The following is a 25,812-nucleotide window of genomic DNA, read 5'->3' as shown; positions in this document are numbered from 1 at the left end:
GCGTCATTCACCGTCACGCCTTAGCCTTCCACCCATTGGGAAGGGCGGATTCGGCCCGTTGGGGACGCGGTGGCTGCGATGCAGGACGAACATGAGCGCAGCATGGCGTTTGCCGAGCTCGCGCTGAACCAGATCAAAGCGCTGCGGCAGCCCGCATTGCCGCGCAATTACGAGATCTGGTACGTCTACGCCACCGGCTACAATGTCGAGCTGAACAAGGCGATCAACGAAGCCCTCAGCAGCCGCGGCCGTCTCACCGACGCCGATCTCGAACAACTCCACGACTGCTATCTCTCGCACAGCCGCGCCAACGACCGGATCGACCGCATCGGCGCGCGCGTGCTGAGCGAGATCGACGACATGATGTCGCTGCTCGCCGACACGCTCGGCACCACCGCCACCTTCGGTGACAACCTGAAAGGCGCCAGCCAGAAGCTGTCGCTGGCCACCGATCACGAGCAGATCAAGACGATCGTCGAGCGCCTGGTCTCGGCGACCCGCGAGATGCAGCAGGCCAACGACGCGCTCGAAGACCGGCTCTCGAGTTCACGCAACGAAATCAGCAATCTGCAAGCCAGCCTGGAAGCGATCCGCGCCGAAAGCGTCACGGACCCGCTGACCGGCCTCGGCAATCGCAAGCATTTCGACCGCGTCGTCAACGATGCCGTCCGCAACGCGTCGGGCAGCCGCCGTCCGCTGTCGCTGGTGATGATCGACATCGATCACTTCAAATCGTTCAACGACAACTACGGCCATCTCACCGGCGATCAGGTGCTGCGGCTGGTCGGCATGACGCTGAAGCAGACCATCAAGCACCAGGACATTCCGGCCCGCTATGGCGGCGAAGAATTCGCCGTGGTATTGCCGGACACGCCGCTGCGCCAGGCGCTGATGGTCGCCGACGACATCCGCCGCGTAGTGATGTCGAAAGAGCTGAAGAAGAAGTCGACCGGAGAGATCCTCGGCCGCGTGACGCTGTCGGCGGGCGTCTCGACGCTGAAGCCCGACGACGACGCCGACTCCCTGATCGAGCGCGCCGACGCCTGCCTGTACTCAGCCAAGCGCAACGGCCGCAACCGCGTCATCTGCGAAACCGACCCCGAATTCCGCAAAGTCGAACCCGCCAAGGTGGCGTAGTCGCGCAAGCGCCTCGCCGGCTGACCGCGTGGTACTCATCCTTTGCGCGGCAACCGAGCCGGCTTTTTCGCCGGCGCTAGTTTAACGGCTTTCTTCGCACCTTTTGCCTTCGTCGTGCCGGCCTTCGTCTTGGCGACGGCTGCGGGCTTGCGTGGCTTGCGCGCTTTCTTCAGCGCCGCGCGCTCGGCCGCGGCGAGCGACGCCCGCGACCATTCCGCCAACTCGTCTGCATCGTCAAGCAGCCGGTCCGGCAGCCGCCAATACGACGCGACCGTGACCGTCCGCAGGCGGGTCGTGTAGGAGAACGGCTGCGAGCCTTCGGCCTCGAACCTGGGTATCGTCGCCGCATCGGCACGCAGATACAGCGCGCCCTGGATCACCAGCGCGAAGGTGATGCCGTCGGCCGATATCCCGAACCCGGAAAACATCCGCCGGATCGTCACCGGCCCGAACGGCTCGAACAAATCGGTGAGGTAATCACGATCCATCGGCGCCAGGCCCTGCCCTGCTCGCGAGACGGTCAGCATAGCAAGCCGGAAGCCGGACGCAACGTCCCGCTACTTGCGTCGGTGCGCACTCGGGAGCCCGTCGTTGCCCCCACTCAACATCGTCATCTGCCGCGAAGGCGGGCGCCCCCGTTTAACAGAGCGCACGCGTGTAGGCAGAGCGTCATCGCGACAAGCGGACCTCTGCCTACTGGATCACCCGCCTGCGCGGGTGACGACGCCGTTGGGATCCCGGTTACGACGCCAATTGTCCGAACTACTTCTTCACCGGCGCGTAGAAGGTGCCGTCGATCTCGGCGATGTCGCCCTGGTCGAGCGCCGGGACCTGCAGCACGGTGCGCGGCGGGTATGGGCCATCGCCCCAGATATCCTTCTGCACCTTGTTGACCAGCGGGCGATATTTAGCGACGTCGGTGACGAACACGGTGAGCCGCACCGCGTCGGCCTTGGTGGCGCCGGCGGCTTCGGCGGCGGCCAGCATGTTGTCGAACATCCGGCGCACGCGCGCTTCGTCGCCGTCGACCATCTTGCCGGTGACGCGATCGGTGCCGCGCATGCCGCCGATGAACACGAAGTCACCGGCGCGCGCGCCGATGCTCCAGGTGCCGCTCGGCGTGATGGTCTTGTCGGTCGGCGCGATGATCTTCACGGCGCTTTCAGCCGAGGCGGCGACCGGCATTGCTGTGGCGAAGACGGCGGCGAGTAGCAGCGCGTGGAGCGGACGGTTCATGCGGTTTTCTCCTGTTGGTCGGATGCAGATGGCTCGATCTGGCGCCGGCGCCAGAACGGCGCCTTGGCGAAGCGGGGTTCGGACGCATACATCGCCTGCTGGGTCGCAAGCTGATGGGTGACGCCCTGCAAGTAATCGCGCTCGTAGGCCATGCCGGCATCCGCCTCCCCTTTGGCCAGGGCCAGCGCCGCAGCGGCGGCGTGCAGGCCGCTCCACAGCGCTGTGGCGAGGCCGTTTGCGCCGACCGGATCGAGCGCAGCGGCGGCGTCGCCAGCGCGCACGATGCGGCCTTCGATCAGGCGCCTGACGGCAACCGACGCCGCCGGCGCGATCGCCGGCGCCGCATCCGCCGCAACGGAATCGAGACCGAGGCTCTGCAGCCGCGGCGCGATCGCGTGGGTCCCGGATGCGAGACCGACCCAGCGCGGGCCGTCCTGCGCAACGCCGGTGGGTAGCAGATCGGTGTCGGTGAACAGTCCGAGCATCATGCGACGGCCGGGCAGCGGGGACATGTACCACCAGCCGAGCTCGACCGCTTCGACCAGGGTCGCCGCCGCGGTGTCGGCGTCGTCCGGCAGGTCGAGAACGCGCCACGCTGCGATCAGTCGATCGAGCCGCCGCCGCTCGGCCGCGGCTCCGGACGACAGCGCCGCCCGCCCGGTGCAATCGATGACGGCCGCGGCCGTGATCACGGCTCGGTCGGCAAGCGTCAGGCCGACGCCGTCAGGCAGATGCTCCATCGCGGTGACCGTGCTGCTGATCCGCTCGATGTTGTCAGCGAGCAGCGCGGTTCGCATCAGCCGCTCGAATTGAACGCGGTCGAGATGATAGCCGAGGCCCTCCTGATCGGGCGCCTTGCGCAGCGTCGCGTCACCCCAGACCGAGAACCGCCCCTCGCCCGGCAGCGCGCTGTCGGCGTCGAGCAGATGTCCCCATTGCAGCGCTTCCAGCAGCGTCAGCGCCTTCGGCGACAGCGTCTCTCCGCGGTTAGGCACGGCGGGATCGGGACTGATCAGGATCGGCTGGTGTCCGGCCAGCATCAACCGGCGGGCGGCGGATAGTCCCGCCACCCCGCCACCGATCACGGCGATACGATCCATCAGCGGTTAGCGCGACGGGATCGGCTCGACGATATCCATCGAGCCACGCTGCACCTCGACGAACACCTGGTCCGGCACCCCCGCCAGTCCCTTCGGGCCGGGACGCTTCACCACCACGCCCATGCGGGTCCACAACTCGATCATGCGGCGCAGGCCGTCGGTGTAGCCGGCTTCGACATGCAGGCCGATGCCGGCCGCGCCCCGCGCCCACGGCACGCGCGTGTGGTAGAACCGCAGGCGCTCTTCCTCGCTGAGGTCTGTGCGCATCATCTGCTTGTAGAACGCCTCGGGCAGCACATCGACCGGCAGCAGCGCCGGCCACCACACCGGCGTCGGGAAACCGCTCGCGGTGAGCACGGCCTGGCAGCTGAACGCATCACCCTGCCACGGCACGCCCATCCAGCGCGTCAGATCGCCGGGCGCCTGCGGACCGATCGGCGCGCCCTGGTCCGGCTTCGCCGGGTTGCCGGCGAACACGTTGTCCGCGTTGAGCTGCAGGCCCAGATCCTGGTTGAGCGTCTTGCGGTTGGACAGCGCGATACGGAACGGCAGCTTGGTTTCGTTCGGGCCGCGATACAGCGCCTTGTGACGGATCGGCCAAGTGATCTCGACGCCGGGATGGAAAGCGCCGCCCGAGCAGGCATCGAGCGCAGCGCGCGTCATCGCCTCAGGCCGCAGCTCGATCGGCAGATCGTCGAGCGTCTTCACCGCATCGGCCGCCGCGTTGGTGTAGTCCGCCTCTAACTTGCCGTCGGCCCACAGCTCCAGCACGCGATATTGCGAGTGCGTCAACGCCAGCCAAGAGTGCGCGCTGTCCGGGTAGTTGACCCCATCGCCGAGCATGATCGGCACCGCGTAAGCCCGGGTGTCTTCGCCGCCCGGCCGGCGGAAGATGTCGAACACCTTCTTTCGCGCGGCCTTGGTTTCCGCGGTGGGTTTCGACAGCGTTTCGATGATCGCCGGATCGGACAGATCGCCGACGTCGTGCCAGGCTGCGCCGAGGAACGACGCGGCCGCGACCCACTGCATGGTGCCGGCGCGGCGCAGGATCGGCAACACGTCGCGGCGGAACGAGACCTTGTCGGCCGGCGCCTTCAGCTGGCCGAGGTCGATCATCGCCTCGCGCGCCGCATCGTACAGCGTGACGATCGGCTCGAGCTGCGGCGCGAATTTCGGCCCGCAGCACACCACCCACGCCGGCTCGGCGTCGACGGTCTGGCCGTCGATCGTGACGCTGGCCTTGACCCAGCCGTCGGCCCAATCGTCGTGCCAGCCGTCATTGTTCGTAAAGTCGCGCACCGGATTTTGCGGCAGCGACGAGCGCGACACGCCGTCGGCGGCGAACACCAGCAGCCGCCCCTTGTCGTCGGTGCGCAGATGGCCGAGCGAGACGTCGAGCGTCTGCCAGAACCGGCCCTTGAGTTTATAGGCGTCGTCGCCGCCCGCGCCGTTGACGGAGGCGCCCGAAATCGCGACCACGCCGGGATTGATGCACAGCATCTGTTCGCGCTTGTCGAGCGGGATGAAGGCGTTGCGCTGCGGGTTCGGCACGCCGGGCGCGCTGGCGCCGCGATCGAGTGCGTTGACGAAGCCATACCAGGTCGCCTTGGTGTTGGCGGCGTGCACGGTCCACTTGGCCTGCGCGGCATCGATCTCGCGCACGACGCGGCCCTGGTCGTCGTAGCCGAACAGACGGAAGCGCTGGACCTGCTTCTTGATGCGGCCCCGCGAATCCTTAAAGCCGCCGTCCGGCTCGTCGAGCAGGCCAGGCACTTCGGGAGCGAGAAACCAGTCATCGGCATTGCCGACGCGGGAGAAGCCGATGGCCGGAAAGATCGCCACCTTGGCGATCTTGGCGCCCTGCGGCGCGGCCTGCTGGGCATGCAGCGAGGACACCGCCGCCTTGGCGAGGATCGGCCCCCCAAGGCCCAGCGCTGCAGCTCCGAGCAGAAAGTCACGTCGTTTCATGCGATCTCCCCTGCGAATGTTTCGCAGGAGTTATTCGCGACCGGCTCTTAATTCCAAATTAATGGCATATGCGGCGATTGAGCTTCAGGTTCACAAAATGAGGACTGACTTGTTCAAGTGAGGCGTCCGTCACGCCCGGCCCTGTGCCGGGCATCCACGTCTTGCTGAGGGAAACCCGTCAAAGGCGTGGATGGCCGGGACAACAAGCCCGGCCATGACGCAATCTGCGAGCAGACTCGGCGATCTGGAAAGTCGACTTTAGCCGTCGATTTCGGCCGGCTTCAGCTCGACCGACTCGCCGCAGCCGCAGGCCGAGATCTGGTTCGGGTTGTTGAACACGAACTGCGCCTGCATGCGGTCGGCCTTGTAGTCCATCTCGGTGCCGAGCAGGAACAGTACGGCCTTCGGGTCGATCAGGATCTTCACGCCCTTGTCTTCGATCACTTCGTCGGTGGACTTGATATCGTGCGCGTAGTCCACCGTGTAGGACTGCCCGGCGCAGCCGCCGTTCTTGATGCCGACGCGCAAGCCGAGGATCTCGCTGTCGGCGCGGCCCATCAGCTCCTTGACGCGCGTCGCCGCCGCGTCGGTCAGCCGCATCACCTGCGGGCGCGGCCGACGGGCGGGCTTGGTCGTCACCGGTGTCGTTTCCGTCATCGTTTCCATCCTCGAGGCGGTTCAAGGCCGCCCGGTTGGTTTCAGATAGTGACCTATCCCCGTCATTGCGAGGAGCGAAGCGACGAAGCAATCCAGCTCAGTGCACGACGCTTCTGGATCGCTTCGCTTCGCTCGCAATGACGAACGCGCGGTTTGTTTTCGCCCTCACCACATGTTCAGCACGAGACGCGCTTCGTCGCTCATGCGCTCGGGCGTCCACGGCGGCTCCCAAACGATGGTGACGTTGACCACGCCGACGCCGGGCACCGACGCCACGGCGTTCTCCACCATCGTCGGCAGCTCAGCCGCGGCCGGACAGTTCGGCGTCGTCAGCGTCATGTCGAGATCGACGGTGCGGTCGTCCTTGATCTCGACCTTGTAGATCAGGCCAAGCTCGTAGATGTCCGCCGGGATCTCCGGGTCGAACACCGTTTTGAGTGCCGCCACGATTTCGGTGCCGAGCCGCTCGGTCTCCTCGGGCGGCAGCGCCGAGACGGTCTGCATATTGGCTTTGGCCTCGATCGTATCGGTCATGCGAACAGATCCCGCGCCTTGATCAGCGCCTGTGCGAGTTGGTCGACTTCGTCGCGCGTATTATACATGCCGAACGACGCTCGGCACGTCGCCGTGACCTGGAACCGCTCCAGCAACGGCATGACGCAGTGAGTTCCCGCCCGCACCGCAATGCCCTGTCGGTCGATCACGGTAGCGATGTCGTGCGGGTGCGCACCCTTCATTTCGAAGGAAATCACCGGCCCCTTGCCCTTGGCGGTGCCGATGATGCGCAGTGAATTGATTTCGCGCAGGCGCTGTTCCGCATACGTCAAAAGATCGTGTTCGTGCGCGGCGATGCGCTCCTTGCCGATCGAATTGACGTAGTCGATCGCCGCCCCGAGCCCTACCGCCTCGACGATCGCCGGCGTGCCGGCCTCGAAACGGTGCGGCGGGTCGCCATAGGTCACCCAGTCCTGCGCCACTTCGCGGATCATCTCCCCGCCGCCGTTGAAGGGGCGCATCTTCGACAGCACGTCGTACTTGCCGTACAGCACGCCGATGCCGGTCGGGCCGTAAAGCTTGTGGCCGGTCATGATGTAGAAATCGCAATCGATGTCCTGGACGTCGATGGTCAGATGCACCGCGCCCTGGCTGCCGTCGACCAGCACCGGAATGCCGCGGTCGTGCGCGATCTTCACGACCTCCTTCACTGGCACGATGGTGCCGAGCGCGTTGGACATCTGCGTGATTGCGACCAGCTTGGTCTTCGGCGACAGCAGCTTCTCGAACTCGTCGATCAGGAAGTTGCCTTCGTCATCGACCGGAGCCCATTTCAGCACGGCGCCCTGGCGCTCGCGCAGGAAGTGCCACGGCACGATGTTGGAATGATGCTCCATGATCGAGAGCACGATCTCGTCGCCCTCGCCGATATTCGGCGCGCCGTAGGACGAGGCGACAAGGTTGATCGCCTCGGTAGCGTTGCGGGTGAAGATGATTTCCTCGGGCTTGCGCGCATTGAGGAAGCCCTGCACCCGGCTGCGGCCGCCCTCGTAAGCCTCGGTCGCCGCATTGGCGAGATAGTGCAGGCCGCGATGCACGTTGGCGTATTCGCTCTCATACGCCTTGGTCATCCGCTCCAGCACAACGCGCGGCTTCTGCGCCGAAGCAGCGTTGTCCAGATACACCAGATCCTTGCCATAGACCTTCAGCGCCAGCGCCGGAAAGTCCTCGCGAACCTTGGCGACGTCGTAAGAACCGTTGCTAACTGCGGGATGCGCCATGACCGTACTAACTTTCAACTGTCTTTAAGTGAGTTAGGCACTGCGTCATTGCGAGGAGCTCTTGCGACGAAGCAATCCAGCTCGGTGTACTGTGCTTCCGGATTGCTTCGCGGAGCCTGTGCCCGGACGGCGCGAAGCGCCGATCCGGGTGCTCGCAATGACGAACTCATGCGCATCGTTACCCCCGCGCCGCCAGCCAGCGTTCCGCCGCGGCGATCGCCAGCGCGCGCAGATTGTCGTCGGCGATCGCTTCGATAGCCTCGCCGACGAAGGCCTGGATCAGCAGCGCCTCGGCTTCCTTTTCCGGCAAGCCGCGGGCGCGCAGATAGAACAGCAGTTGATCGTCGAGCGCGCCGATCGCGGCGCCGTGGCCACAGGTGACGTCGTCGGCGAAGATCTCGAGTTCCGGCTTGTTGTCGGCCTCGGCTTCGTCGGACAGCAGCAGCGCGCGCGTCATCATCTTGGCGTCGGTCTGCTGCGCCGGCTGGCGCACGTTGATACGGCCCTGGAACACCGAGTGACCGCGGTCATCCGCCACCGCGCGAAATCCTTCGCGGCTGACGCAATGCGGCACGTCGTGGTTCATCACCAGCGTGGTGTCGGCATGCTGCGTGCCGTTGAGAAGGTTGACGCCGTTGGTCTCCACATGGGCGTGCTCACCGGCGATCGTCACGGTCGACGAGTAGCGGCTGACCAGCGAGCCGGTGTTGATACCGACCACGCCGTAATGCGCCCGCGTGCCGACCCGCACTTCGGCGGCGGCGATGTTGAACGCATCGCGCGCGTCCTCGACCAGACGAACATGATCGAGCCGCGCCCCGTCACCGATGCTGATCACGGCGGCGTCGTGGACCTGATAGGTGCCGGCGCCCTCGCCCGCGACGTAACTCTCGACCACCGTCGCGGCCGCATCGTTGCCGATCTGAATCAGCGAACGGGTGAAGCTTGCCGACGTCGCGCCGCTCGCCGCGACGTGCACGATGTGCAGCGGCTGTGCCAGCTTGGCGCCGTCCGCGACTTCGATCACCACGCCGTCCGTCATCAATGCGGTGTTCAGCGCGACCATCGGATCGGCGGTGCCGAGCGACAGCAGCCGTTCGTCGCCGGCCGCGAGCGCGTCGCGCAGACTGCGGATCGACAGACCCTGCTCCAATCCCGACAGGTCCGACAGTTCGGCCGACAATGTGCCGTCGACCAGCACCAGCCGGCGAACGCCGTCGATTGCGTGCAGATTCACCGCCGCCTCGGCGCGGGCGAGCGTGCCGGCGTCCGGCGCCGGCGCGATCGGCAGCACCTCGCGCATCAGCGCGCGCAGGTCGGTGTACTTCCAGTCCTCGATCCGTCGATGCGGCAGGCCGATGAGCTGGAACTGATCGAAGGCGCGTCGCCGGGCATCGCCGACCTTGCCGGAATCCGGCTGGGCCGCCAACACGCTCGCGAAGTTCGCCCCCGCGACGTCTGCCTTCTCGGTCTTCGCTAATGCGATATTCATGATGCGATCCTCGGCGTCAGGCCGCCGCTTCCTGATACTGCGCGTAGCCGTTGGCCTCGAGTTCGAGCGCCAGCTCCTTGCCGCCGCTCTTCACCACCTTGCCGCGCGACATCACGTGGACGTGGTCGGGCACGATGTAGTCGAGCAAGCGCTGATAGTGGGTGATCACCACCATGGCGCGATCCGGCGTGCGCAGCGCGTTGACGCCTTCGGAGGCGACCCGCAGCGCGTCGATGTCGAGGCCGGAGTCCATTTCGTCGAGGATGCACAGGCTCGGCTGGAACAGCGCCATCTGCAGCACTTCGTTGCGCTTCTTCTCGCCGCCCGAGAACCCGACATTGACGCCGCGCTTCAGCATCTCCTGCGGAATGCCGAGCGAGGACGCGACCTCGCGCACGCGCTTGAGAAAATCGGGCGTCGAGAATTCTTCCTCGCCGCGCGCCTTGCGCTGGGCGTTCAGCGCGGTGCGCAGGAACGTCATGGTGGCGACGCCGGGGATCTCGACCGGATACTGGAAAGCCAGGAAGACGCCCTTGGCGGCGCGCTCGTCCGGCGCCATCGCGAGCAGATCCTCGCCCTTGAACAGGATCTCGCCGCCGGTGACTTCGTAGCCCGGCTTGCCGGCAATCACATGCGACAGCGTCGACTTGCCCGAGCCGTTCGGCCCCATGATCGCATGCACTTCGCCGGCATTCACCGAGAGCGTCAGCCCATGCAGGATCTCGCGATCCGCGACGCTGACCTGGAGATTCTTGACTTCGAGCAGTGCGGACATTTGTCAGTTCCTAATCTTCGAAAGCGTTGGCTTTTCAGCCCCACGACCCATTCGTTTTCCATGCGCAGACGACCACGAATACGATCGTCGATACGGCCACGACCCTCATCGGAGGCGAGAAGATCGAGGTGTAGGTGTGCTGCCGCCGGATGGCGATGAACGAGCAGACCATCACTACGGCGAGAAACACAGCGACCAGGGTGTATCCCTCCCAGGTCGATGGAGTCGCGCCGTAGCCGGTCAGTTTTGGGGTGAACCAAAACTCGTTCATTCCAATTATCCGACGCTGCCTTCCAGCGAGATCGAAATCAGCTTCTGCGCTTCCACCGCGAACTCCATCGGCAGTTGCTGGAGTACGTCCTTGACGAAGCCGTTGACGACGAGGCCGACCGCCTCCTCCTGGCTGAGGCCGCGCTGGATGCAATAGAACAGCACGTCCTCGGAGATCTTCGACGTCGTCGCTTCGTGCTCGAACAGTGCCGAGGAATTCTTGGCCTCGATGTAGGGCACGGTGTGTGCGCCGCACTGGTCGCCGATCAGCAGCGAATCGCAGGCGGTGAAGTTGCGGGCGCCCTTGGCCTTGCGGTGCGCGGTGACGAGCCCCCGATAGGTGTTCTGCGATCGGCCGGCAGCGATGCCCTTGGAGATGATCCGGCTCGTCGTGTTGTTGCCGAGATGGATCATCTTGGTGCCGCTATCGACCTGCTGATAGCCGTTCGAAATCGCGATCGAATAGAACTCACCACGCGAATTATCACCGCGCAAAATGCAGCTCGGATACTTCCAGGTGATCGCCGAACCGGTCTCGACCTGGGTCCAGGAGATCTTGGAATTGGCGCCGCGGCAGTCGCCACGCTTGGTGACGAAGTTGTAGATGCCGCCCTTGCCTTCCGAGTTGCCCGGGTACCAGTTCTGCACCGTCGAGTACTTGATCTCGGCGTCGTCGTGCGTGACCAGCTCGACGACCGCGGCGTGCAGCTGGTTCTCGTCGCGCTGCGGCGCCGTGCAGCCTTCGAGATAGCTGACGTAGGAGCCCTTGTCGGCGATGATCAGCGTGCGCTCGAACTGGCCGGTGTTGCGCTCGTTGATGCGGAAATAGGTCGACAACTCCATCGGGCAGCGTACGCCCGGCGGCACGTAAACGAACGAGCCGTCGGAGAACACCGCGGAATTCAGCGTGGCGTAGTAGTTGTCGGAGGTCGGCACCACGGTGCCGAGATATTTCTTCACCAGGTCGGGATGTTCGCGGATCGCTTCCGAGATCGGCATGAAGATCACGCCGGCCTTCTTCAGCTCAGCCTGGAACGTCGTCGCCACCGACACCGAATCGAACACCGCATCGACCGCGATCTTGCGGCTCGGCGTATCCGGTCCGCCCGGCGCGGGCTCGACGCCTTCCAGCATCGCGACCTCGCGCAGCGGAATGCCGAGCTTCTTGTAGGTCTCGAGGATCTGCGGATCGATCTCGTCGAGCGATCCGATCGTCTTCTTCGGCTTCGGCGCCGAATAGTAGTACAGATCCTGGAAGTCGATCTTCGGATAGTCCACCCGCGCCCAGGTCGGCTCGGTCATGGTCAGCCAGCGGCGATAGGCTTCGAGCCTCCACTGCAGCATCCAATCCGGTTCATTCTTCTTCGATGAGATGAATCGGACGATGTCTTCCGACAGCCCCTTGGGAGCCTTGTCGGATTCGATCAGCGTCTCGAACCCATAACGATATTGATCAACGTCGATCTGGCGAACCCGATCGACGGTCTCTTGGACGGCAGCCATTTAAACCTCCGCTCGCGGTTTCAAGGACCGCGGTGGATCTGCTGGAACATGCTTACACGATCCGACGCGGGATGAAACCCTCTTAGAACCGTTCTGGCACTGTTTCATGATCCCTCCTAAGTAGGTCGCCGGCGAGCTTTTTCCAAGCTCTTAGGCACCTGTCGATGTCGGATTCGCTACTCGACCAGCCAAGGCTGATCCGTATTGCCGATTGTGCAAGTTCCGGACCGAACCCCATCGCCTGCAGCACATGCGACGGTTGGACCTTGCCAGACGAGCACGCGGAGCCGGACGACACTGCCACGCCGGCGAGGTCGAAGCCGATCACAGCGGTTTCGGCGCGCAGTCCCGGCACCGCGAACAGCGTCGTGTTCGGCAGCCGCGCCACGGATTCAGCCACCACCACGCCGCCAGCGCTGCCGTCGGTTTGCCTCAAGCCTTTTTCCAGACGATCCCGGAGTTTTTCGATCCGCGCCATGTCCTCGGCCATCGCCGGCATCGCGGCCGAAACGGCCGCACCGAAGCCGGCGATTCCAGCGACATTCTCGGTTCCGCCCCGCCGCCCCAGCTCTTGTCCACCGCCACGCAACATCGGCTCCAGCCCCGCCACATCCGCCCCGAACACCAGCGCGCCAACGCCTTTTGGGCCCCCGATCTTGTGCGCAGACAGCGACAGAAGGTCCGCGCCCAAATCCTTGATCCGAAACGGAATCTTGCCGAGCGCCTGGATCGCATCCACGTGCAGGACGCCGCCTGCCGCATGGATCATTTCGGCTGCGTCCTGAACGGGTTGCAGCGCTCCAGTCTCGTTGTTGGCGAGCATCAACGAGACCAGCGCCGGCGGCCGGCCGGCGAGTAGCCGGCTCAGGTGGCTCAAATCGACGACGCCTTCAGGCGTCACCTCAACAACCTCAATCTGCGACGGAGGGAACCGTCCGCCGTTCAGCACCGCGGCGTGCTCGATCGCGGAAACCAGAAGCCGCTCAACGGTTTGAGAACCGACCCGGAGTCCGGGCGTGAGCGCCAATGCGTCCGCCTCGGTCCCGCTGGAGGTAAACACGACATCCCGGGCTGCCGCCCCGACGGCGCTCCCGACGGCCGCACGCGCCTGCTCCACCAGCGCCCGGGCCGCACGCCCCTCGGCATGGATCGACGACGGGTTGCCGGCGACCTCGAGCGCAGCCACCATCGCGGCTTTGGCCTCGGCCCGCAGCGGTGTCGTTGCATTCCAGTCGAGATAGACCCGGTCGCTCGCCACGCAGTCAGCTTCCTTTGTTCCGTTTACCACACCGGATGTCACAACAGCCGCACCCGAAATCCTGTACGTGTTCAATATGCTTGCATTTGGCCCTGCGCCCTATGCTAGAACGCGGCTTCCCGTTCATCCGGCCATTTGCCTGCCCCGCCCGACGGGATCCGGCGGCCGATGCTGTGCAAGACCGGTGCGCTCTGGACGCGCCAGTCCGAACGCCATGTCTACCAAGGATCGCTGATGCCTGAAGTCATTTTCACCGGTCCGGCGGGCCGCCTAGAAGGCCGCTATCACCCCGCCAAGCAGAAGAACGCCCCGATCGCGATGGTGCTACACCCGCACCCGCAGTTCCGCGGCAACATGAACCACCCGATCGTCTATCAGGTCTATTACGCCTTCGTGGCACGCGGATTCTCGGTGCTGCGCTTCAACTTCCGCGGCGTCGGCCGCAGCCAGGGCTCGTTCGACCACGGCACCGGCGAATTGTCGGATGCGGCGTCGGCGCTCGACTGGGCCCAGACCATCAACCCCGAAGCACGCGCCTGCTGGGTCGCCGGCTTCTCGTTCGGCGCCTGGATCGGCATGCAGCTCCTGATGCGCCGGCCCGAGGTCGAAGGCTTCATCTCGATCGCCCCGGAGCCGAATCGCTACGACTTCTCGTTCCTGGCGCCCTGCCCGTCATCGGGCCTGATCGTCCATGGTGAAAAAGACATCGTGGCGCCCGCCAAGGACGTCAACACCCTGGTCGAAAAGCTGAAAACCCAGAAGGGCATCGTCATCGACCAGCAGACCATCCCCGGCGCCAACCACTTCTTCGAGGAGAAGATGGAGCCGTTGATGGAAACGGTGACGTCCTATCTCGACATGCGGCTCGCCAACGTCCGCTAGTGGCGATCGGCGCGGCTAAGGCCGCGCCAACAGCCCGCCGGTCATCGGAAATGCAACGCCGGTCGTCGCCGGATAGCTCAGCGGAAGGCCCTTCAGGCCGCGCGCGGCGAGAAAGCCGAACGCCTGCGCCTCCATCGCATCCGCCGACCAGCCGAGCGCATCGGCGCTCTCCACCCGGGCTGGCGCCAGCCGCTCACGTAGCATCCGCATCATTGTCAGGTTGCGCGCGCCGCCGCCGGTGATGACGACGCTGTGCGGCGGCTTCGGCAGCAGCGGCACAATGGCTGCGATTGCTCCCGCCGTGAACGCCGTCAGCGTCGCCGCCCCATCGGCGGCCGACCATTGGCCCCACGCCATCGCAGCGAAATCGTTGCGGTCCAGCGACTTGGGAGCCGGCTTGGCGAAGAACGGATGCTGCAGCGCCTGCGCCAACCACGTTTCATCGGCCCGGCCCTGCGCCGCCAACTTGCCCTCGCCGTCGAACGCCTTGCCGATTGTCCGGAACACGAAATCATCCAGCAGCGCATTACCAGGCCCGGTGTCGCAGGCAATCAGCGTGTCGTTGCCGTCAATGTAAGTGATGTTGGACACCCCGCCGATATTGACCACCAGCACCGGCCCCTCGCGCCCGAGCGACTGCGCCAGCGCGCGGTGATACACCGGCACGAATGGCGCGCCCTGCCCGCCGGCCGCGACGTCGGCCGCGCGAAAATCGTACACCACCGGGATGTGAATCGCCTTCGCCAGCGCCTGTGCGTCGCCGATCTGCACGGTCAGCTTCGCCGCCGGACGATGCAGTACGGTCTGGCCGTGAAAGCCGACGATATCGACCTTTTCGGTGGCGATGCGGTTCTGCGCAGTGAACGCCGCCACAGCCTCGGCATGGGCGATCGTCACCGCGCGCTCGGCTTCTGCGATACAGCCGGGCCTTGCATCGCGGCGATCGAGCTGCGTCGCCTCTCCCAGCGCCTGACGCAGCAATGCGCGTTCGGCGTCGGTGTAGCGGCGATAGCCAGCGGGCCCGAGTTCGGCGACCCGCCGGCCGTCGGTCTTGATCAGCGCGACGTCGACGCCGTCGAGCGAGGTCCCACTCATCAGTCCGATCGCCGTCAGCATCATGGCCTTGCGCCTTTCCGAGCGCTGCGGAACGTCCAACTTGTGTCAAACACCCAGTTCTTATAATGCCACACGTGTAACCCGCCTGAAAAACCTTCCTGCGCCACGTTTGTCGCGATCTGCGCCAACGTGAAGGATCAGTGATCAGAGATCGATACAGATGGCCGCCTTTAAGTCAGATTTTATGAATGTGCTCCAGCAGCGGGGCTTCATTCATCAGATTTCGGACCCGGAGTCGCTGGACGCGCTCGCCGCGAAGCGCGAAGTGGTGGCCTATGTGGGTTACGACTGCACCGCAGCGTCGTTGCATGTCGGTCATCTGCTGTCGATCATGATGCTGCACTGGCTGCAGGCGACCGGAAACAAGCCGATCGCGCTGATGGGCGGCGGCACCACGCGGGTCGGCGATCCGTCCGGCCGCGACGAGACCCGCAAGATCCTCACCTACGAGCAGATCGACGCCAACAAAGACTCGATCAAGGGCACGTTCTCCAAGTTCATCAAGTTCGGCGATGGCGCCAGCGACGCGCTGATGGCCGACAACGCCGAATGGCTGACCAAGCTGAACTACATCGAGATGCTGCGCGACATCGGCCGCCACTTCTCGATCAACCGCATGCTGACGATGGATTCGGTGCGGATGCGGCTCGAGCGCGAGCAGGAGCTGTCCTTCATCGAATTCAACTACATGATCCTGCAGTCCTACGACTTCGTCGAGCTGGCGCGGCGCTATAAGTGCAATCTGCAGATGGGCGGCTCCGATCAGTGGGGCAACATCGTCACCGGCGTCGATCTCGGCCGCCGCATGGGCACGCATCAGCTCCACGCCCTGACCTGCCCGCTGCTGACGACCGCGTCCGGCGCCAAGATGGGCAAGACCGCCGCCGGCGCCGTCTGGCTCAACGGCGACATGCTGTCGCCCTATGATTACTGGCAGTACTGGCGCAACACCGAGGACGCCGATGTCGGCCGCTTCCTCAAGCTGTTCACGCTGCTGCCGATGGACGAAATCGAGCGGCTGTCGAAGCTGCAGGGCGCCGAGATCAACGACGCCAAGAAGGTGCTGGCCACGGAGGCGACCGCGCTGATGCACGGCCGCGAGACCGCAGAGAAAGCGGAAGCGACCGCCCGCACCACCTTCGAGCAAGGCGGCACCGCGCAAGACTTGCCGAGCGTCGAGATCTCCCGCGCCGAACTCGACGCCGGCCTGGGCGTGCTGGCAGCGTTCGCCGAGAAGGCCGGGCTCGTCGCGTCCAACGGCGAAGCGCGTCGCCAGATCAAGGCCGGCGGCCTCAGGGTAAACGACGTCGCGGTCACCGACGAGAAGATGGCGCTGACGGCGGCCGATCTCACCGGCGACGGTGTAATCAAGCTGTCGATGGGCAAGAAAAAGCACGTGCTGCTGAAGCCTGCATAGCCCCATTCGCCGCAGGCGCTGTTCTTTTCCCGCGGAAGCGCGCTCCATGGAGCAAACGTTTTCCGGGATGAATCGCCCTTGGACCACACATCGAATCCGCGCGCGCCGCAGCGCACCGGCCTCGCCGTGCTCGGCGTCTGCTTCGTGCTGTCGCTGCTCGGCCGCGGCCTCGGTGAAAGCTTCACCGTGTTCCTGCTGCCGATCTCGCAATCCTTCGGCTGGGACCGCGCCGAGGTGGTGTCGATCTATTCGCTGACGGCGCTTTGCACCGGCCTCGCCTCGCCGTTCGTCGGCCGGCTGTTCGACCGCTCCGGTCCGCGCATCGTCTACATGCTCGGCGCGCTGCTGCTCGGCGGCGCATTTCTCGGCGCTGCGATCGCGCAGCAGCTGTGGCAGTTGCAGATCGCGGTCGGTCTGTGCGTCGGGCTCGGGATTGCGCTCACCGGCAACGTGCCGAACTCGATCCTGCTCGGCCGCTGGTTCGGGCCTCGGCTGCCGACCGCGATGGCGGTGGTGTATTCGGCGACCGGCGCCGGCGTGCTGTTGATGCTGCCGATCGCCCAGCTGCTGATCGATCGCTCCGGTTGGCGCGGCGCCTACGAGATGCTCGGCGCCGCGATGCTGCTGCTGATCGTTCCGCTGCTGATGCTGCCGTGGCGCCGTTACGCCGCAGGCACCGCCGGCATGTCGCCCGCGCCGACACTCGAGGCACCGGACGACGGCTGGACGTTGCGCTTGGCCGTTCGCCATCACGCGTTCTGGGCGCTGTTCGCGACCTTCTTCTTCACCGCCATCGGCATGTACGCGATCTCCGCGCAGGTGGTCGCCTATCTGGTCGACGCCGGCTTCCCACCGTTGCAGGCCGCGACGGCCTGGGGTTTCTCCGGCGTGGTTCTGGTGATCGGCATGCTGAGCGTGAGCTGGCTCGATGGCGTGATCGGGCGCCGGCCGTCCATCCTGGTCAGCTATGCGATCTCGATCACCGGCATCGTGCTGCTGTGGCTGCTGCAATGGTACCCGAACTACATCGTCCTCTCGGGCTTCGTGCTGTGTTTCGGCAGCATGATCGGCTCGCGCGGGCCGCTGATCACCGCGACCGCCATGAAGGTGTTTCACGGCAAGCAGGTCGGGCTGATCTACGGCACGATAACGATCGGCAGCGGCCTCGGCTCGGCGTTCGGCTCCTGGTGCGGCGGCCTGATCCACGACCTCAGCGGCAGCTACAATCCGCTGATCGCCTTCGCGCTGGTCGCCGTACTGCTCGGCATGATTCCGTTCCTAGTGGTGCCGGCGCTGCGCGAGCGATAGTGCGCAGCTAACTGCGATTCAATCGCAGCTACTTCAAGCATGGGCTGCGGCATCGCGTCGCCGCCGCGCTCGATCAGGAAAATGTGTTCCCGAGATTTGCGCTCGATCACATCACGCCAGCGGCCATGCCGCACATGATGCCGCCGCGGGTAGCAAGCGCCGCAGGTTTTTGCGCGCCAGATCAATTCGGGAGACATCATGACCACGACCACCCTCGATTCCGCTGACAAACGCCCCAGTGAGTACGGCGCTCTCGCCGTCCTGCTGCATTGGGCGATCTTCTTCGCCGTGATCGCGCTGTTCGTTCTCGTGAAATATGCCGGCAGCCTGGATAAGGCTGACCCGTTGCGCATCACGCTGATGGACTGGCACAAGGCGCTTGGCGTCGTGGTGCTGGGCGTTGCGGCCGTGCGGATCCTGTGGATCCGGTTTCACGGTGCGCCCGACCTGGTACCGTCGCCGCGGCTCACCGAAGTGGTCGCGCGCATCAGCCACGGCCTGCTGTATCTGCTGCTGCTCGCCGTGCCCGCCTCGGGCCTCGCCATGGTGCTCGCCGCCGGCCGCGGCGTCACCCTGCTCGGCATCCCGCCGCTGTTCGCCGCCAACAAGCAGCTCGCCGGCATCCTGCACGAAGCGCACGAGACGATCTTCGTGGTGACGCTGGCTGTGGTCGGCATCCACATCGCCGGCGCGCTATGGCATCAGTACTTCCGCCACGACGCCACGCTCGGCCGCATGGTGCCCTGGCTGCGCGGCAAGTAAGCGTTCCGCGCACGCATTTTTGCAGGGCGGCGAAGCAATCCAGAGGCTCAGTCCTCAGAAGAATGGGTTGCTTCGCCTTGCAGGATCAGCAAGCGCGAAACTTCTGTATCAGTGGTCCGCTCGTCAGGCGAAGGTCGGGAAACGCCCATCGGTGAACAACGGCTGCGCCAGACGAGACCAGTTGAACGCGAACTGGAAAGTGTCGAGATCGCTGAAGGTCTGTCCGATCACCTGCATGCCCGCGGGCATTCGGTCCTCGACGATGCCGAGCGGGACATCCACAATCGGATAGCGGTTGAGCAGGTTCCACGGCCACGTGAGCGCATAGGCCAGCCCGCTGCCTTCCAACAGCGGCACATTAGTGTCCTTGCTCTTGAACATGTCGGCGCTGACGAGAGACGTCGCCATGGTCGGCATCAGCAGAATGCGATAGCCCTTGCCATAGACGCGCTGCTGAACCTGCCGGTGCCAGCGCGCCAGCAACGCCTCGGCTGCGTCGGCCTCTCGTGGTCCGGCGGTTGCGCCGGCGACCTGGTCGAGAATGTCGGTCATATAGGGCGAGAGCTGATCACGACCGCCGTTCGCGATCGCGACGAGCACGCCGATGGAGGTCGCCATCAGGCCATGAGCGTAGGTGTTGAAGTCCTTCTTCGAGAAGCCGCAGTCGACGTCTTCGACGACGCAGCCGGCGGCGCGGAGCACCTCGATGCCTTTCAGCATCGCGTCTTTCATCGCCGGCGTGAGCTTGGCGATGTCGGCACCCCAGTCCACGGCGATCCGCCACCCCGACAGGTCCGGGTACTGGGCTGGATAGTCGAGGCGCGGCCTAATGGCGGCCATGCATTTCTCGGAGGGACCGACGATGACGTTCTGGAGATGGACCAGGTCGTCGAAGCGTCGGGCCATCGGACCGTTGGTCGCCATCGGGACTTCGCCGCTCGCAACCCGCCCGAACGTCGGCCTGAAGCCATAGATGCCGTTTTGCGAGGCGGGAAGGCGGATCGAGCCACCCATGTCCGACCCCGTGGCGAGTGTCGCGAAGCCTGCGGCCAGCGCCGCACCCGATCCCGCCGACGACCCGCCGGGCGAGTACGCCAGATTCCACGGCGTGCGGGTCGTGCCATAGGCGCGGGTGGACGCGCCGACGAATAAATAGAACTCCGGCACGGTAGTCTGGAACGGCATGACGGCGCCGGCCGCTTCGAGCATGTCGACGATGGCGACGTTTTCCGTGGCCGGCGGCGCATCCTTGAAGAGCAGCGAGCCCTGCGTCGTCTTCCAGCCGGCCCGGCTCGCATCGTCCTTGAGGGCGACCGTGATCCCTTCCAGCGCCCTCGCCTCGCCGCGCCGGTAGCGCGCTTCGGACTCCTGAGCTTCCGTCATCGCCTGGTCGAAATGCGTGTAGGTGATACAATTGACCTTCGGATTGAGCGCTTCGATGCGCCTGATCTGCGCCTTCAGCAGATCGACCGGCGAGGCCTTGCCGGCCTGAAACATCGCCTTGAGTTCATCGACCGATGCATAGCAGAGCGGGTCGGCGGCTCCCACGGCTGAACTATCTGATGCCGCCGTTGCGAGACCCGACTTCAGCACGGACGGCGCAGCCATCAGCCCGGCGATGAAACTCCGCTTATTCATCTGCATGCTTGTGTTCGCTGTCTGCGACTGTTTCGTGCTGTCGTTCATGTTGAACTCTTTGTTGTTGCGCGCGGCCCCAGGCCTGACAAGGAAACAGCTCTTCCGGTGTTCGTTCGCGCCAGGACGGAATCGCGCTGAAGATCGCCTGCCGCGCCAGGACGGAGCCGAACTCGGCCGCGATCGCCGCGGGAGAGGCAAGCGGCTCCTCGCCGACCGAGCAGGCGAACAACACGTCGCCGTCGAGCGAGGTGTGAAACGGGCGGATGACTTGCGCCATCGACACATGGACCTGCCGTCCGAATTGGCGAAGATCGGCGGCCGGAATCTGATTGTCGCCGATCACGGCGGTGATCGGCGTATGCGATCCCGCGCCGGTGAGGACCTCGTAGCTCATCGTGAGCGAAGATCTGAAGCCGGCATCGTAGGTGGATAGTTCCAGCCCAAGGTCCCAACGAATGATGAAGTCGGCTCACGCGCCGAATGTCGTGAGGAAGCGAAACGTTCTCGGCAGATAGGTCTAGGCTGACCAACCCATTGGGAAACAGCCAACGGGTTTTGGACGGGATACCTGGCACGTCGGACGCAGTAGGCTCTGCATGGTGCACGGGACGACTCTCGAATGTGCTGACGACGCAGATTTCTGACGGTCAACTCGACATCATCCGTGAGGGAGTCGACCACCGATCATCCAATCACTTGCACGCGCTACTTGCGAAAATACAACTCTTCGTCGATTCGTAGAGGCGGCCCAATCCTGGGGATATTACGGATGAAGTGGGGGTGGAGATACAAGTCGGGCCGGCCACCTTCGAAAGGTCGCGTGTTGCTTCTTCGGAAAGTGTGTCCGCCTCCGCCCGCTCCCTGCCCTTGCTCAAGGGCGGTCATGGTCGGAGCAAAGTGGACGCCGCCGACGGCTTAAGCCCCCCGCCTAGTTCGGCGGCGTCGGGAAATCGACGCCGTTGTTTTGCCGGCCGGTGTTGAACTCAAAGATTTTGCGCAGCACGCCGGGCGCCATGGCCGAGATCGGGTTGACTCGGAGCACCGGCTGACCAGGTGTGCCGACCACTTCGTAGGTAACGCCGATCAGGCCCTCGTTGCTGCCGCCACCGAGGAATAGCCCGACGATCGGGATCTGGCCGAACATATTGTTCAGCCCGTACATCGGCACGAAGGTGCCGCTCATCCGCACCTGGTTGGCCGGATAGTCGATCGAGCCCTCGATCGTCGCGCCGATCGTCGGTCCTTTCACAACGCCGTCGCGCACGGTGAGTTGGCCGTTTTGGCGCGTGAACTCGGCACGCAGCCGCGAGAACGCTATGCCTGCGGCGGCGCCTCCCGGCGCGCCGGCGGCGGCCCGCTCCAGCGCCGCCTCGCCCTTCACGGTGAAGTCGCGAACGTTGATCAGACCTTCCTTCTCGCGCGGTTCGGCGGTCGGAGGCTCGAGCGCCAGCGCGAGCTGGCCGCCATACATCTTGGAGTATGTGTCCGAGAAGCGGAAGAATGCGCCGGCGTCGTTGGTCTCGAGGTAGACCACCTCGCGACCCTTGTTCTTGCCGCGCAGATCGGCGCTGATCGGGGTGTCGCGGCCGATCTTGCCGTTGAAGCTGAAGGATCGGAACGCGCCGTTGCGGCGGACCATCTTGACGTCGACGCCGCGCAGCGCCTCGCCGAAATAACCGGCCACGGCGCCGAGCTTGAGGTCGAGATCGAAATCCAGGCTCTTGGACTTGCTCTTCGGCTCGGCCTGAGTGCCCGACAGCGCCGACTTGATGAAGCCGCGGCCGTCGAACACGTCGCCGCGCATCACCACCTTGACGACGCCGTCCGACCCGCGCTCCGCCCTGAGCGTGGTCTTGTCGCCTTCCGATGGCGAATACACCGGGAAATTGGCGTTGATGATATCGCCGTCCTCGTCGAGCTCGAGCGAGCCCTTGATCAGCGTGCCGCTGCCTTCGATCTGAATGTCCTCGAGCCGGGTCGACTGCGGCTTCTTGATGACATTGAAGGTGGCGCGGCCGGCTTTTCCGGTCTGCTTGGTCCAGCCCGGCAGCACGTTGTCGAACTTCAGCGCCGTGAGATCGATGTCCAGGCCAAGCTTGGTCTCCTGATCGTTGTCGCCCATCTTGCCGGACAGCTTCACCGGCATGGCGCCGCTCACGGCCGGACCGAGATCGAAGCCGAGCTTGGCGCGGCTGGCATCGTCGAGCGTCGCCTGCAGCTTGACGTCGGCATCGCCATCGGCCGGTTTGCGATAATCGAGTGTCGCCGCCTGGCCGTTGATCTTGACGTCGCCTTTGACCTGATAGCCCTGATTGTTGGCGATCAGCTTCAGCGTGTTCGCCTCGAGCTTCTGACCCATCACCAGCTTGTCGCCTGAGAAGCCCGTGAGATCGGCGTTGATGGCGTAGGTCGTATCGGTCTTGGTCAGTTCGCGCTGGATCGGCATGCCGAGCATGATCTGCGCGGTGACATTGCCCTTGGTAGCCGCTGGATCGATCGGCACGTTGCTGACGTCGCTGAGCCGCCCGGACGACAGCACTTCGGCAACGGCCGGCACCGGCGCTTCGAGCTTGAACTTGATCCGCGACGGCGACGGCTTCGGCGCCATATCCGGCACCTCGAACAGGATGTCGGAGAGCGCGATGCGGCGGCCGCTTGCGGTCTCCGCATTGGCCTGCGCGATCGCAACGGTCGCAGTGCGGCCGGTTACGCGCACGCGCATATCGGCATCGCGGACCGACGGCATCCCGTCGACCGGGTGGATCGTCGCGCCGCTGCCGTTGATGTTGACCAGAAGTCCATCGTCGGGGATCGGGGGACCGCGGCGGGACAGGTTCTTCACCGGCGAATTCACGGCGATGTCAATGCTCTGAACCGCGCCCTTCTCGATCCGCTCGTTCACCCATTCGCGAACTTCGGGCACGACCAGGATCGGCCACATCCGCTTCAGCGCCGACACCGACATCGGTGTGCCGGCGAAGCCAAGCTTCAGCCGCGGCTCGCCCGAATAGTCGATGCTGCCCGACCCGGCGACACCGATTTCGCCGTTGTTGAAATCCGCCTGTGTCAGCAGCACACGACTATTTTCAGTGTCGAAACGAATACGCACCGCGATGCGGTTGAAGATCAGCGGCTGCTCGCCTTCGGCGCCGGGCAGCACGATGGTCCCGCCGGAAAGGCCGAGCCGCCAGTCGTTGGCGGTGCCGTTCGGCGGCTCGAGCGACGCCAGCAGCGTGACTCGATTAGCTCCGGCAATCACCTTGAGCGGAACCATCAACACGCGCCGATTGGCATCCCATTCGAAGTTGAACTCCGCCTGGTCGATCGCCATCGGATAGTCCGGCGTGTCGTAGTCGATCAGCGTGCCGGCCCCGGCGACCAACTTGCCGCGCAGATAGGTCGGCACTCCGTCGCGGCCGAGCTCGCCGCGCAGATCGCCCGTCAACGGGAAGTCGGCACCATAGGTCAGGTTCTTAAGCCGCAGTGCCAGCAGGATGTTGCGGGTCGGCAATTGGTTGGCGTGCACCTCCACCGCCCGGACGCCGTCGTGCGGCGGCCCGACCTGCACCCGGAGTGACCACGCCTTGCGACCTTCCTCACCGAGGCTCAGCGCGACCCCACCGCGACTCGGCCGGCGCAGGCTGAAGCTGATGTTCTCGAAATTCCAGCGATTGCCGCGTTGCTGATCGTCGACGACGAGGTTGCCGTTCTTCAGGCCGATCTCGTCGAGGTTCTGACCATCCAGGCCTGTCAGACTCAGACTGTCGAGCCAATCGAGCCCAGCCAACAAGTTCTTCATTGCCTCGCCATCGTCGGCACCGGGCGTGCCGGCAGGCGACGCTGCGTCGCCCGGTGTCAGAGCGGGCGGTTGAACCGGAAGCGTGAATTCCGGCGGCTTGCGGCTCGAGGCGACGCCGGTGGCCAGGGGGCGGGCGGTGTCTCCGGTAGAGACGGTCACCTGCCCATCGGGAGTAATTCGAATGGCGAGTTCGGCATCGACCAGGCGCAGGCTCTCGGCCCGCAGCTTGCCCAGCAGCAATGCCCAGCCCGACAGCCGGACCTCGGCCTTGGGCGCGGTTGCCACGATCACGTGGTCGCGGTCGCGCACGACAATGTCGCGAATCCGGACTGCGATGCGGATCCGTCCGGCGCGCTCGATCTGGGTGCCGCCGACCTCGACGGTGTTGCCATGGCCGATGTTCTGCTCGATCGCCTCGGCAAGCCAAGGCGTGGCCATATCCAGATTGATCGGCCCGGCTCCAAGCCGCAGCCAGACGCCACCAAACCCGGCTGCCAGCACGAAGCCGACCACGACGAGCGTGATCAGGGTTCGCCTGAGCCACGGCGATCCGGCGAACCGGCGCCGCCACCTGCGCATCGAATCGTCGACATGGTGAAAGCCAAGATTGCGCTGCCCAAGCAGCTTACGGGCACGATGGCGACTAGCCTCTTCGTGCTCGGGATCCCAATCCCCATCGTCCCAACGATGGGCATCGTCGTCACGCTGGGAATGCGGACCGGAAGCATTGGGCGATGGGTAGTTGGCCATTGCCTCTCGTTGTGCGCTCTCGGTCGCAGCCTGATCGCCGAGGGAGGTTTGCGCGCCGACGCGCAGGAGACGCTCCTGTGGCGGCATTTCTGCCCGTCCTCGGTTGAACTGTTGACTCGTCACCGAGCCGGAAGGCTTACGTAGCTATCTGGTCGGGATCACGAATCCCTGCAACCATATCCTGAGGCGAACGGATTTGCCCAGCGACGGCAGTGCCGCAGCAACATTCGCGAACCTCCGTTTGACCCGCCGAAAGCGACGAAAGGAAGGCGTATGTCCAAGCAAACGCGCGAGAATCCCTTGAAGTCGGGAACTGCGAAGGGGCCCGCGACGAAATCCGCAGCCGCCAAACGGCCTGCCTCGTCCGCGAAAGCCGCAACCAAGCCGAAAGCAGCCGCCCCTGCCAAGCCGCCCGGTCCGGCCGAAGCGCCGACCAAAGTGAAGGCAGCTGGGCAAGCGCCAGCCCCCGGAGCGCTGGCAGAAGGCGCCAAGGCGCCAGCTTTCACACTTCCCCGCGACGGCGGCGAAACCGTCACGCTGGCGAGCTTTGCCGGCCAGAAGCTGGTGATCTTCTTTTATCCGCGCGCCAATACGCCAGGCTGCACCAAGGAGGCGATCGACTTCACCCGGCTGAAGCCGGCATTTGAGAAATGCGACACCGCAGTGATCGGTGTCTCGGCCGACTCGGTGAAGGCGCAGGACTCGTTTCGCGACAAGCACAGCCTGGCGACCCCGCTGCTGTCGGACCCGACCCACGAGATGCTCGAAGCCTACGGCGCCTGGGGCGAAAAATCGTTATACGGCCGCAAGTTCGAAGGCGTTATCCGGACCACGGTTGTGATCGGACGGGACGGCAAGGTCGCCCGGGTCTGGCGTAACGTGAAGGTCGACGGCCACGCCGATCAGGTCCTCGCAGCTGCGCAATTGTTGTGAATACCTTTTCCGAAAATTAACCATGAGGGGGTCAAA

At 64.9% G+C, this 25,812-nt stretch carries 22 protein-coding genes; 6 read left to right on the top strand and 16 right to left on the bottom strand.

Going from position 1 to position 25,812, the window contains the following annotated elements; translation table 11 throughout:
- Nucleotides 1-69: 69 nt before the first annotated feature.
- Nucleotides 70-1,137 (top strand): GGDEF domain-containing protein, encoded by a 1,068-nt coding sequence (locus tag LPW26_RS02790; RefSeq protein WP_238732750.1) that lies wholly within the window; start codon nt 70-72, stop codon nt 1,135-1,137.
- A 35-nt stretch (nt 1,138-1,172) separates the two neighbouring features.
- Here LPW26_RS02790 and LPW26_RS02785 read toward each other — a convergent pair whose 3' ends face one another.
- From LPW26_RS02785 to LPW26_RS02730, 12 genes are all read right to left on the bottom strand, one after another.
- Complete coding sequence (locus LPW26_RS02785; protein ID WP_238732749.1) at nt 1,173-1,625, bottom strand: TfoX/Sxy family protein; 453 nt, start codon at nt 1,623-1,625, stop codon at nt 1,173-1,175.
- A gap of 274 nt (nt 1,626-1,899) precedes the next feature.
- On the bottom strand, nt 1,900-2,373 hold the full coding sequence (locus tag LPW26_RS02780) for a RidA family protein (protein WP_238732748.1): 474 nt from the start codon (nt 2,371-2,373) through the stop codon (nt 1,900-1,902).
- Entirely contained in the window at nt 2,370-3,473 is a 1,104-nt protein-coding gene (locus tag LPW26_RS02775; RefSeq protein WP_238732747.1) for an NAD(P)/FAD-dependent oxidoreductase, read from the bottom strand. Before LPW26_RS02775 ends, LPW26_RS02780 begins: the two co-directional genes overlap by 4 nt.
- Nucleotides 3,474-3,479: 6 nt before the next feature.
- The gene (gene goxA, locus LPW26_RS02770) at nt 3,480-5,441 is read right to left on the bottom strand and encodes a CTQ-dependent glycine oxidase GoxA (protein ID WP_238732745.1); all 1,962 of its coding nucleotides are present in this window, start codon (nt 5,439-5,441) and stop codon (nt 3,480-3,482) included.
- A 258-nt stretch (nt 5,442-5,699) separates the two neighbouring features.
- Entirely contained in the window at nt 5,700-6,098 is a 399-nt protein-coding gene (gene sufA, locus LPW26_RS02765) for a Fe-S cluster assembly scaffold SufA (RefSeq protein WP_238732743.1), read from the bottom strand.
- A gap of 165 nt (nt 6,099-6,263) precedes the next feature.
- Nucleotides 6,264-6,632, bottom strand: a complete 369-nt coding sequence (locus tag LPW26_RS02760; RefSeq protein WP_238732741.1) for an SUF system Fe-S cluster assembly protein — start codon at nt 6,630-6,632, stop codon at nt 6,264-6,266.
- The gene (locus LPW26_RS02755) at nt 6,629-7,873 is read right to left on the bottom strand and encodes a cysteine desulfurase (RefSeq protein WP_238732739.1); all 1,245 of its coding nucleotides are present in this window, start codon (nt 7,871-7,873) and stop codon (nt 6,629-6,631) included. The genes LPW26_RS02760 and LPW26_RS02755 overlap by 4 nt, the downstream gene beginning before the upstream one ends.
- 178 nt (nt 7,874-8,051) lie before the next feature.
- The gene (sufD, locus tag LPW26_RS02750) at nt 8,052-9,365 is read right to left on the bottom strand and encodes a Fe-S cluster assembly protein SufD (protein ID WP_238732737.1); all 1,314 of its coding nucleotides are present in this window, start codon (nt 9,363-9,365) and stop codon (nt 8,052-8,054) included.
- A gap of 16 nt (nt 9,366-9,381) precedes the next feature.
- Nucleotides 9,382-10,140: a Fe-S cluster assembly ATPase SufC gene (gene sufC / locus LPW26_RS02745; RefSeq protein WP_238732735.1), complete on the bottom strand. Its 759-nt coding sequence runs from the start codon at nt 10,138-10,140 to the stop codon at nt 9,382-9,384.
- Nucleotides 10,141-10,174: 34 nt separating this feature from the next.
- Nucleotides 10,175-10,411, bottom strand: a complete 237-nt coding sequence (locus LPW26_RS02740) for a hypothetical protein (protein WP_238732734.1) — start codon at nt 10,409-10,411, stop codon at nt 10,175-10,177.
- A gap of 5 nt (nt 10,412-10,416) precedes the next feature.
- Nucleotides 10,417-11,913 (bottom strand): Fe-S cluster assembly protein SufB, encoded by a 1,497-nt coding sequence (gene sufB, locus LPW26_RS02735; protein ID WP_238732732.1) that lies wholly within the window; start codon nt 11,911-11,913, stop codon nt 10,417-10,419.
- Between the two features lie 82 nt (nt 11,914-11,995).
- Nucleotides 11,996-13,171, bottom strand: coding sequence for a cysteine desulfurase family protein (locus tag LPW26_RS02730; protein WP_238732730.1), 1,176 nt, complete (start codon nt 13,169-13,171; stop codon nt 11,996-11,998).
- Nucleotides 13,172-13,405: 234 nt separating this feature from the next.
- Between LPW26_RS02730 and LPW26_RS02725 the strand changes: the two genes are divergently transcribed.
- The gene (locus LPW26_RS02725; RefSeq protein WP_238732728.1) at nt 13,406-14,053 is read left to right on the top strand and encodes an alpha/beta hydrolase; all 648 of its coding nucleotides are present in this window, start codon (nt 13,406-13,408) and stop codon (nt 14,051-14,053) included.
- Nucleotides 14,054-14,068: 15 nt separating this feature from the next.
- Here the strand turns inward: LPW26_RS02725 and LPW26_RS02720 are convergent, their stop codons facing one another.
- Nucleotides 14,069-15,172, bottom strand: a complete 1,104-nt coding sequence (locus LPW26_RS02720; protein ID WP_238732726.1) for an anhydro-N-acetylmuramic acid kinase — start codon at nt 15,170-15,172, stop codon at nt 14,069-14,071.
- Between the two features lie 157 nt (nt 15,173-15,329).
- Here LPW26_RS02720 and tyrS point away from each other — a divergent pair, with 157 nt between their 5' ends.
- The 3 genes from tyrS to LPW26_RS02705 all read left to right on the top strand — a co-directional run bounded on the left by tyrS (nt 15,330) and on the right by LPW26_RS02705 (nt 18,656).
- A complete protein-coding gene (tyrS, locus tag LPW26_RS02715; RefSeq protein ID WP_238732725.1) occupies nt 15,330-16,586 on the top strand; it encodes a tyrosine--tRNA ligase in 1,257 nt (418 codons plus the stop codon).
- 78 nt (nt 16,587-16,664) lie between these two features.
- Entirely contained in the window at nt 16,665-17,894 is a 1,230-nt protein-coding gene (locus LPW26_RS02710) for an MFS transporter (protein ID WP_238732723.1), read from the top strand.
- A gap of 198 nt (nt 17,895-18,092) precedes the next feature.
- Nucleotides 18,093-18,656, top strand: a complete 564-nt coding sequence (locus tag LPW26_RS02705; protein WP_238732721.1) for a cytochrome b — start codon at nt 18,093-18,095, stop codon at nt 18,654-18,656.
- Between the two features lie 123 nt (nt 18,657-18,779).
- Here LPW26_RS02705 and LPW26_RS02700 read toward each other — a convergent pair whose 3' ends face one another.
- The 3 genes from LPW26_RS02700 to LPW26_RS02690 all read right to left on the bottom strand — a co-directional run bounded on the left by LPW26_RS02700 (nt 18,780) and on the right by LPW26_RS02690 (nt 24,930).
- Nucleotides 18,780-20,300 carry an amidase gene (locus tag LPW26_RS02700; RefSeq protein WP_238732719.1) on the bottom strand — a complete coding sequence of 507 codons (1,521 nt, stop codon included), beginning with the start codon at nt 20,298-20,300 and terminating at the stop codon, nt 18,780-18,782.
- Nucleotides 20,287-20,637, bottom strand: a complete 351-nt coding sequence (locus LPW26_RS02695; protein WP_238732717.1) for a hypothetical protein — start codon at nt 20,635-20,637, stop codon at nt 20,287-20,289. Before LPW26_RS02695 ends, LPW26_RS02700 begins: the two co-directional genes overlap by 14 nt.
- Before the next feature lie 585 nt (nt 20,638-21,222).
- Nucleotides 21,223-24,930 carry a DUF3971 domain-containing protein gene (locus LPW26_RS02690; protein WP_238732715.1) on the bottom strand — a complete coding sequence of 1,236 codons (3,708 nt, stop codon included), beginning with the start codon at nt 24,928-24,930 and terminating at the stop codon, nt 21,223-21,225.
- 186 nt (nt 24,931-25,116) lie between these two features.
- Here LPW26_RS02690 and LPW26_RS02685 point away from each other — a divergent pair, with 186 nt between their 5' ends.
- A complete protein-coding gene (locus tag LPW26_RS02685; protein WP_238732713.1) occupies nt 25,117-25,776 on the top strand; it encodes a peroxiredoxin in 660 nt (219 codons plus the stop codon).
- Nucleotides 25,777-25,812 lie beyond the last annotated feature (36 nt).

Source organism: Rhodopseudomonas infernalis, from assembly GCF_022271405.1.
Classification (GTDB): Bacteria; Pseudomonadota; Alphaproteobacteria; order Rhizobiales; family Xanthobacteraceae; genus Rhodopseudomonas; species Rhodopseudomonas infernalis.
This window is presented reverse-complemented; position numbering and strand designations above follow the sequence as displayed.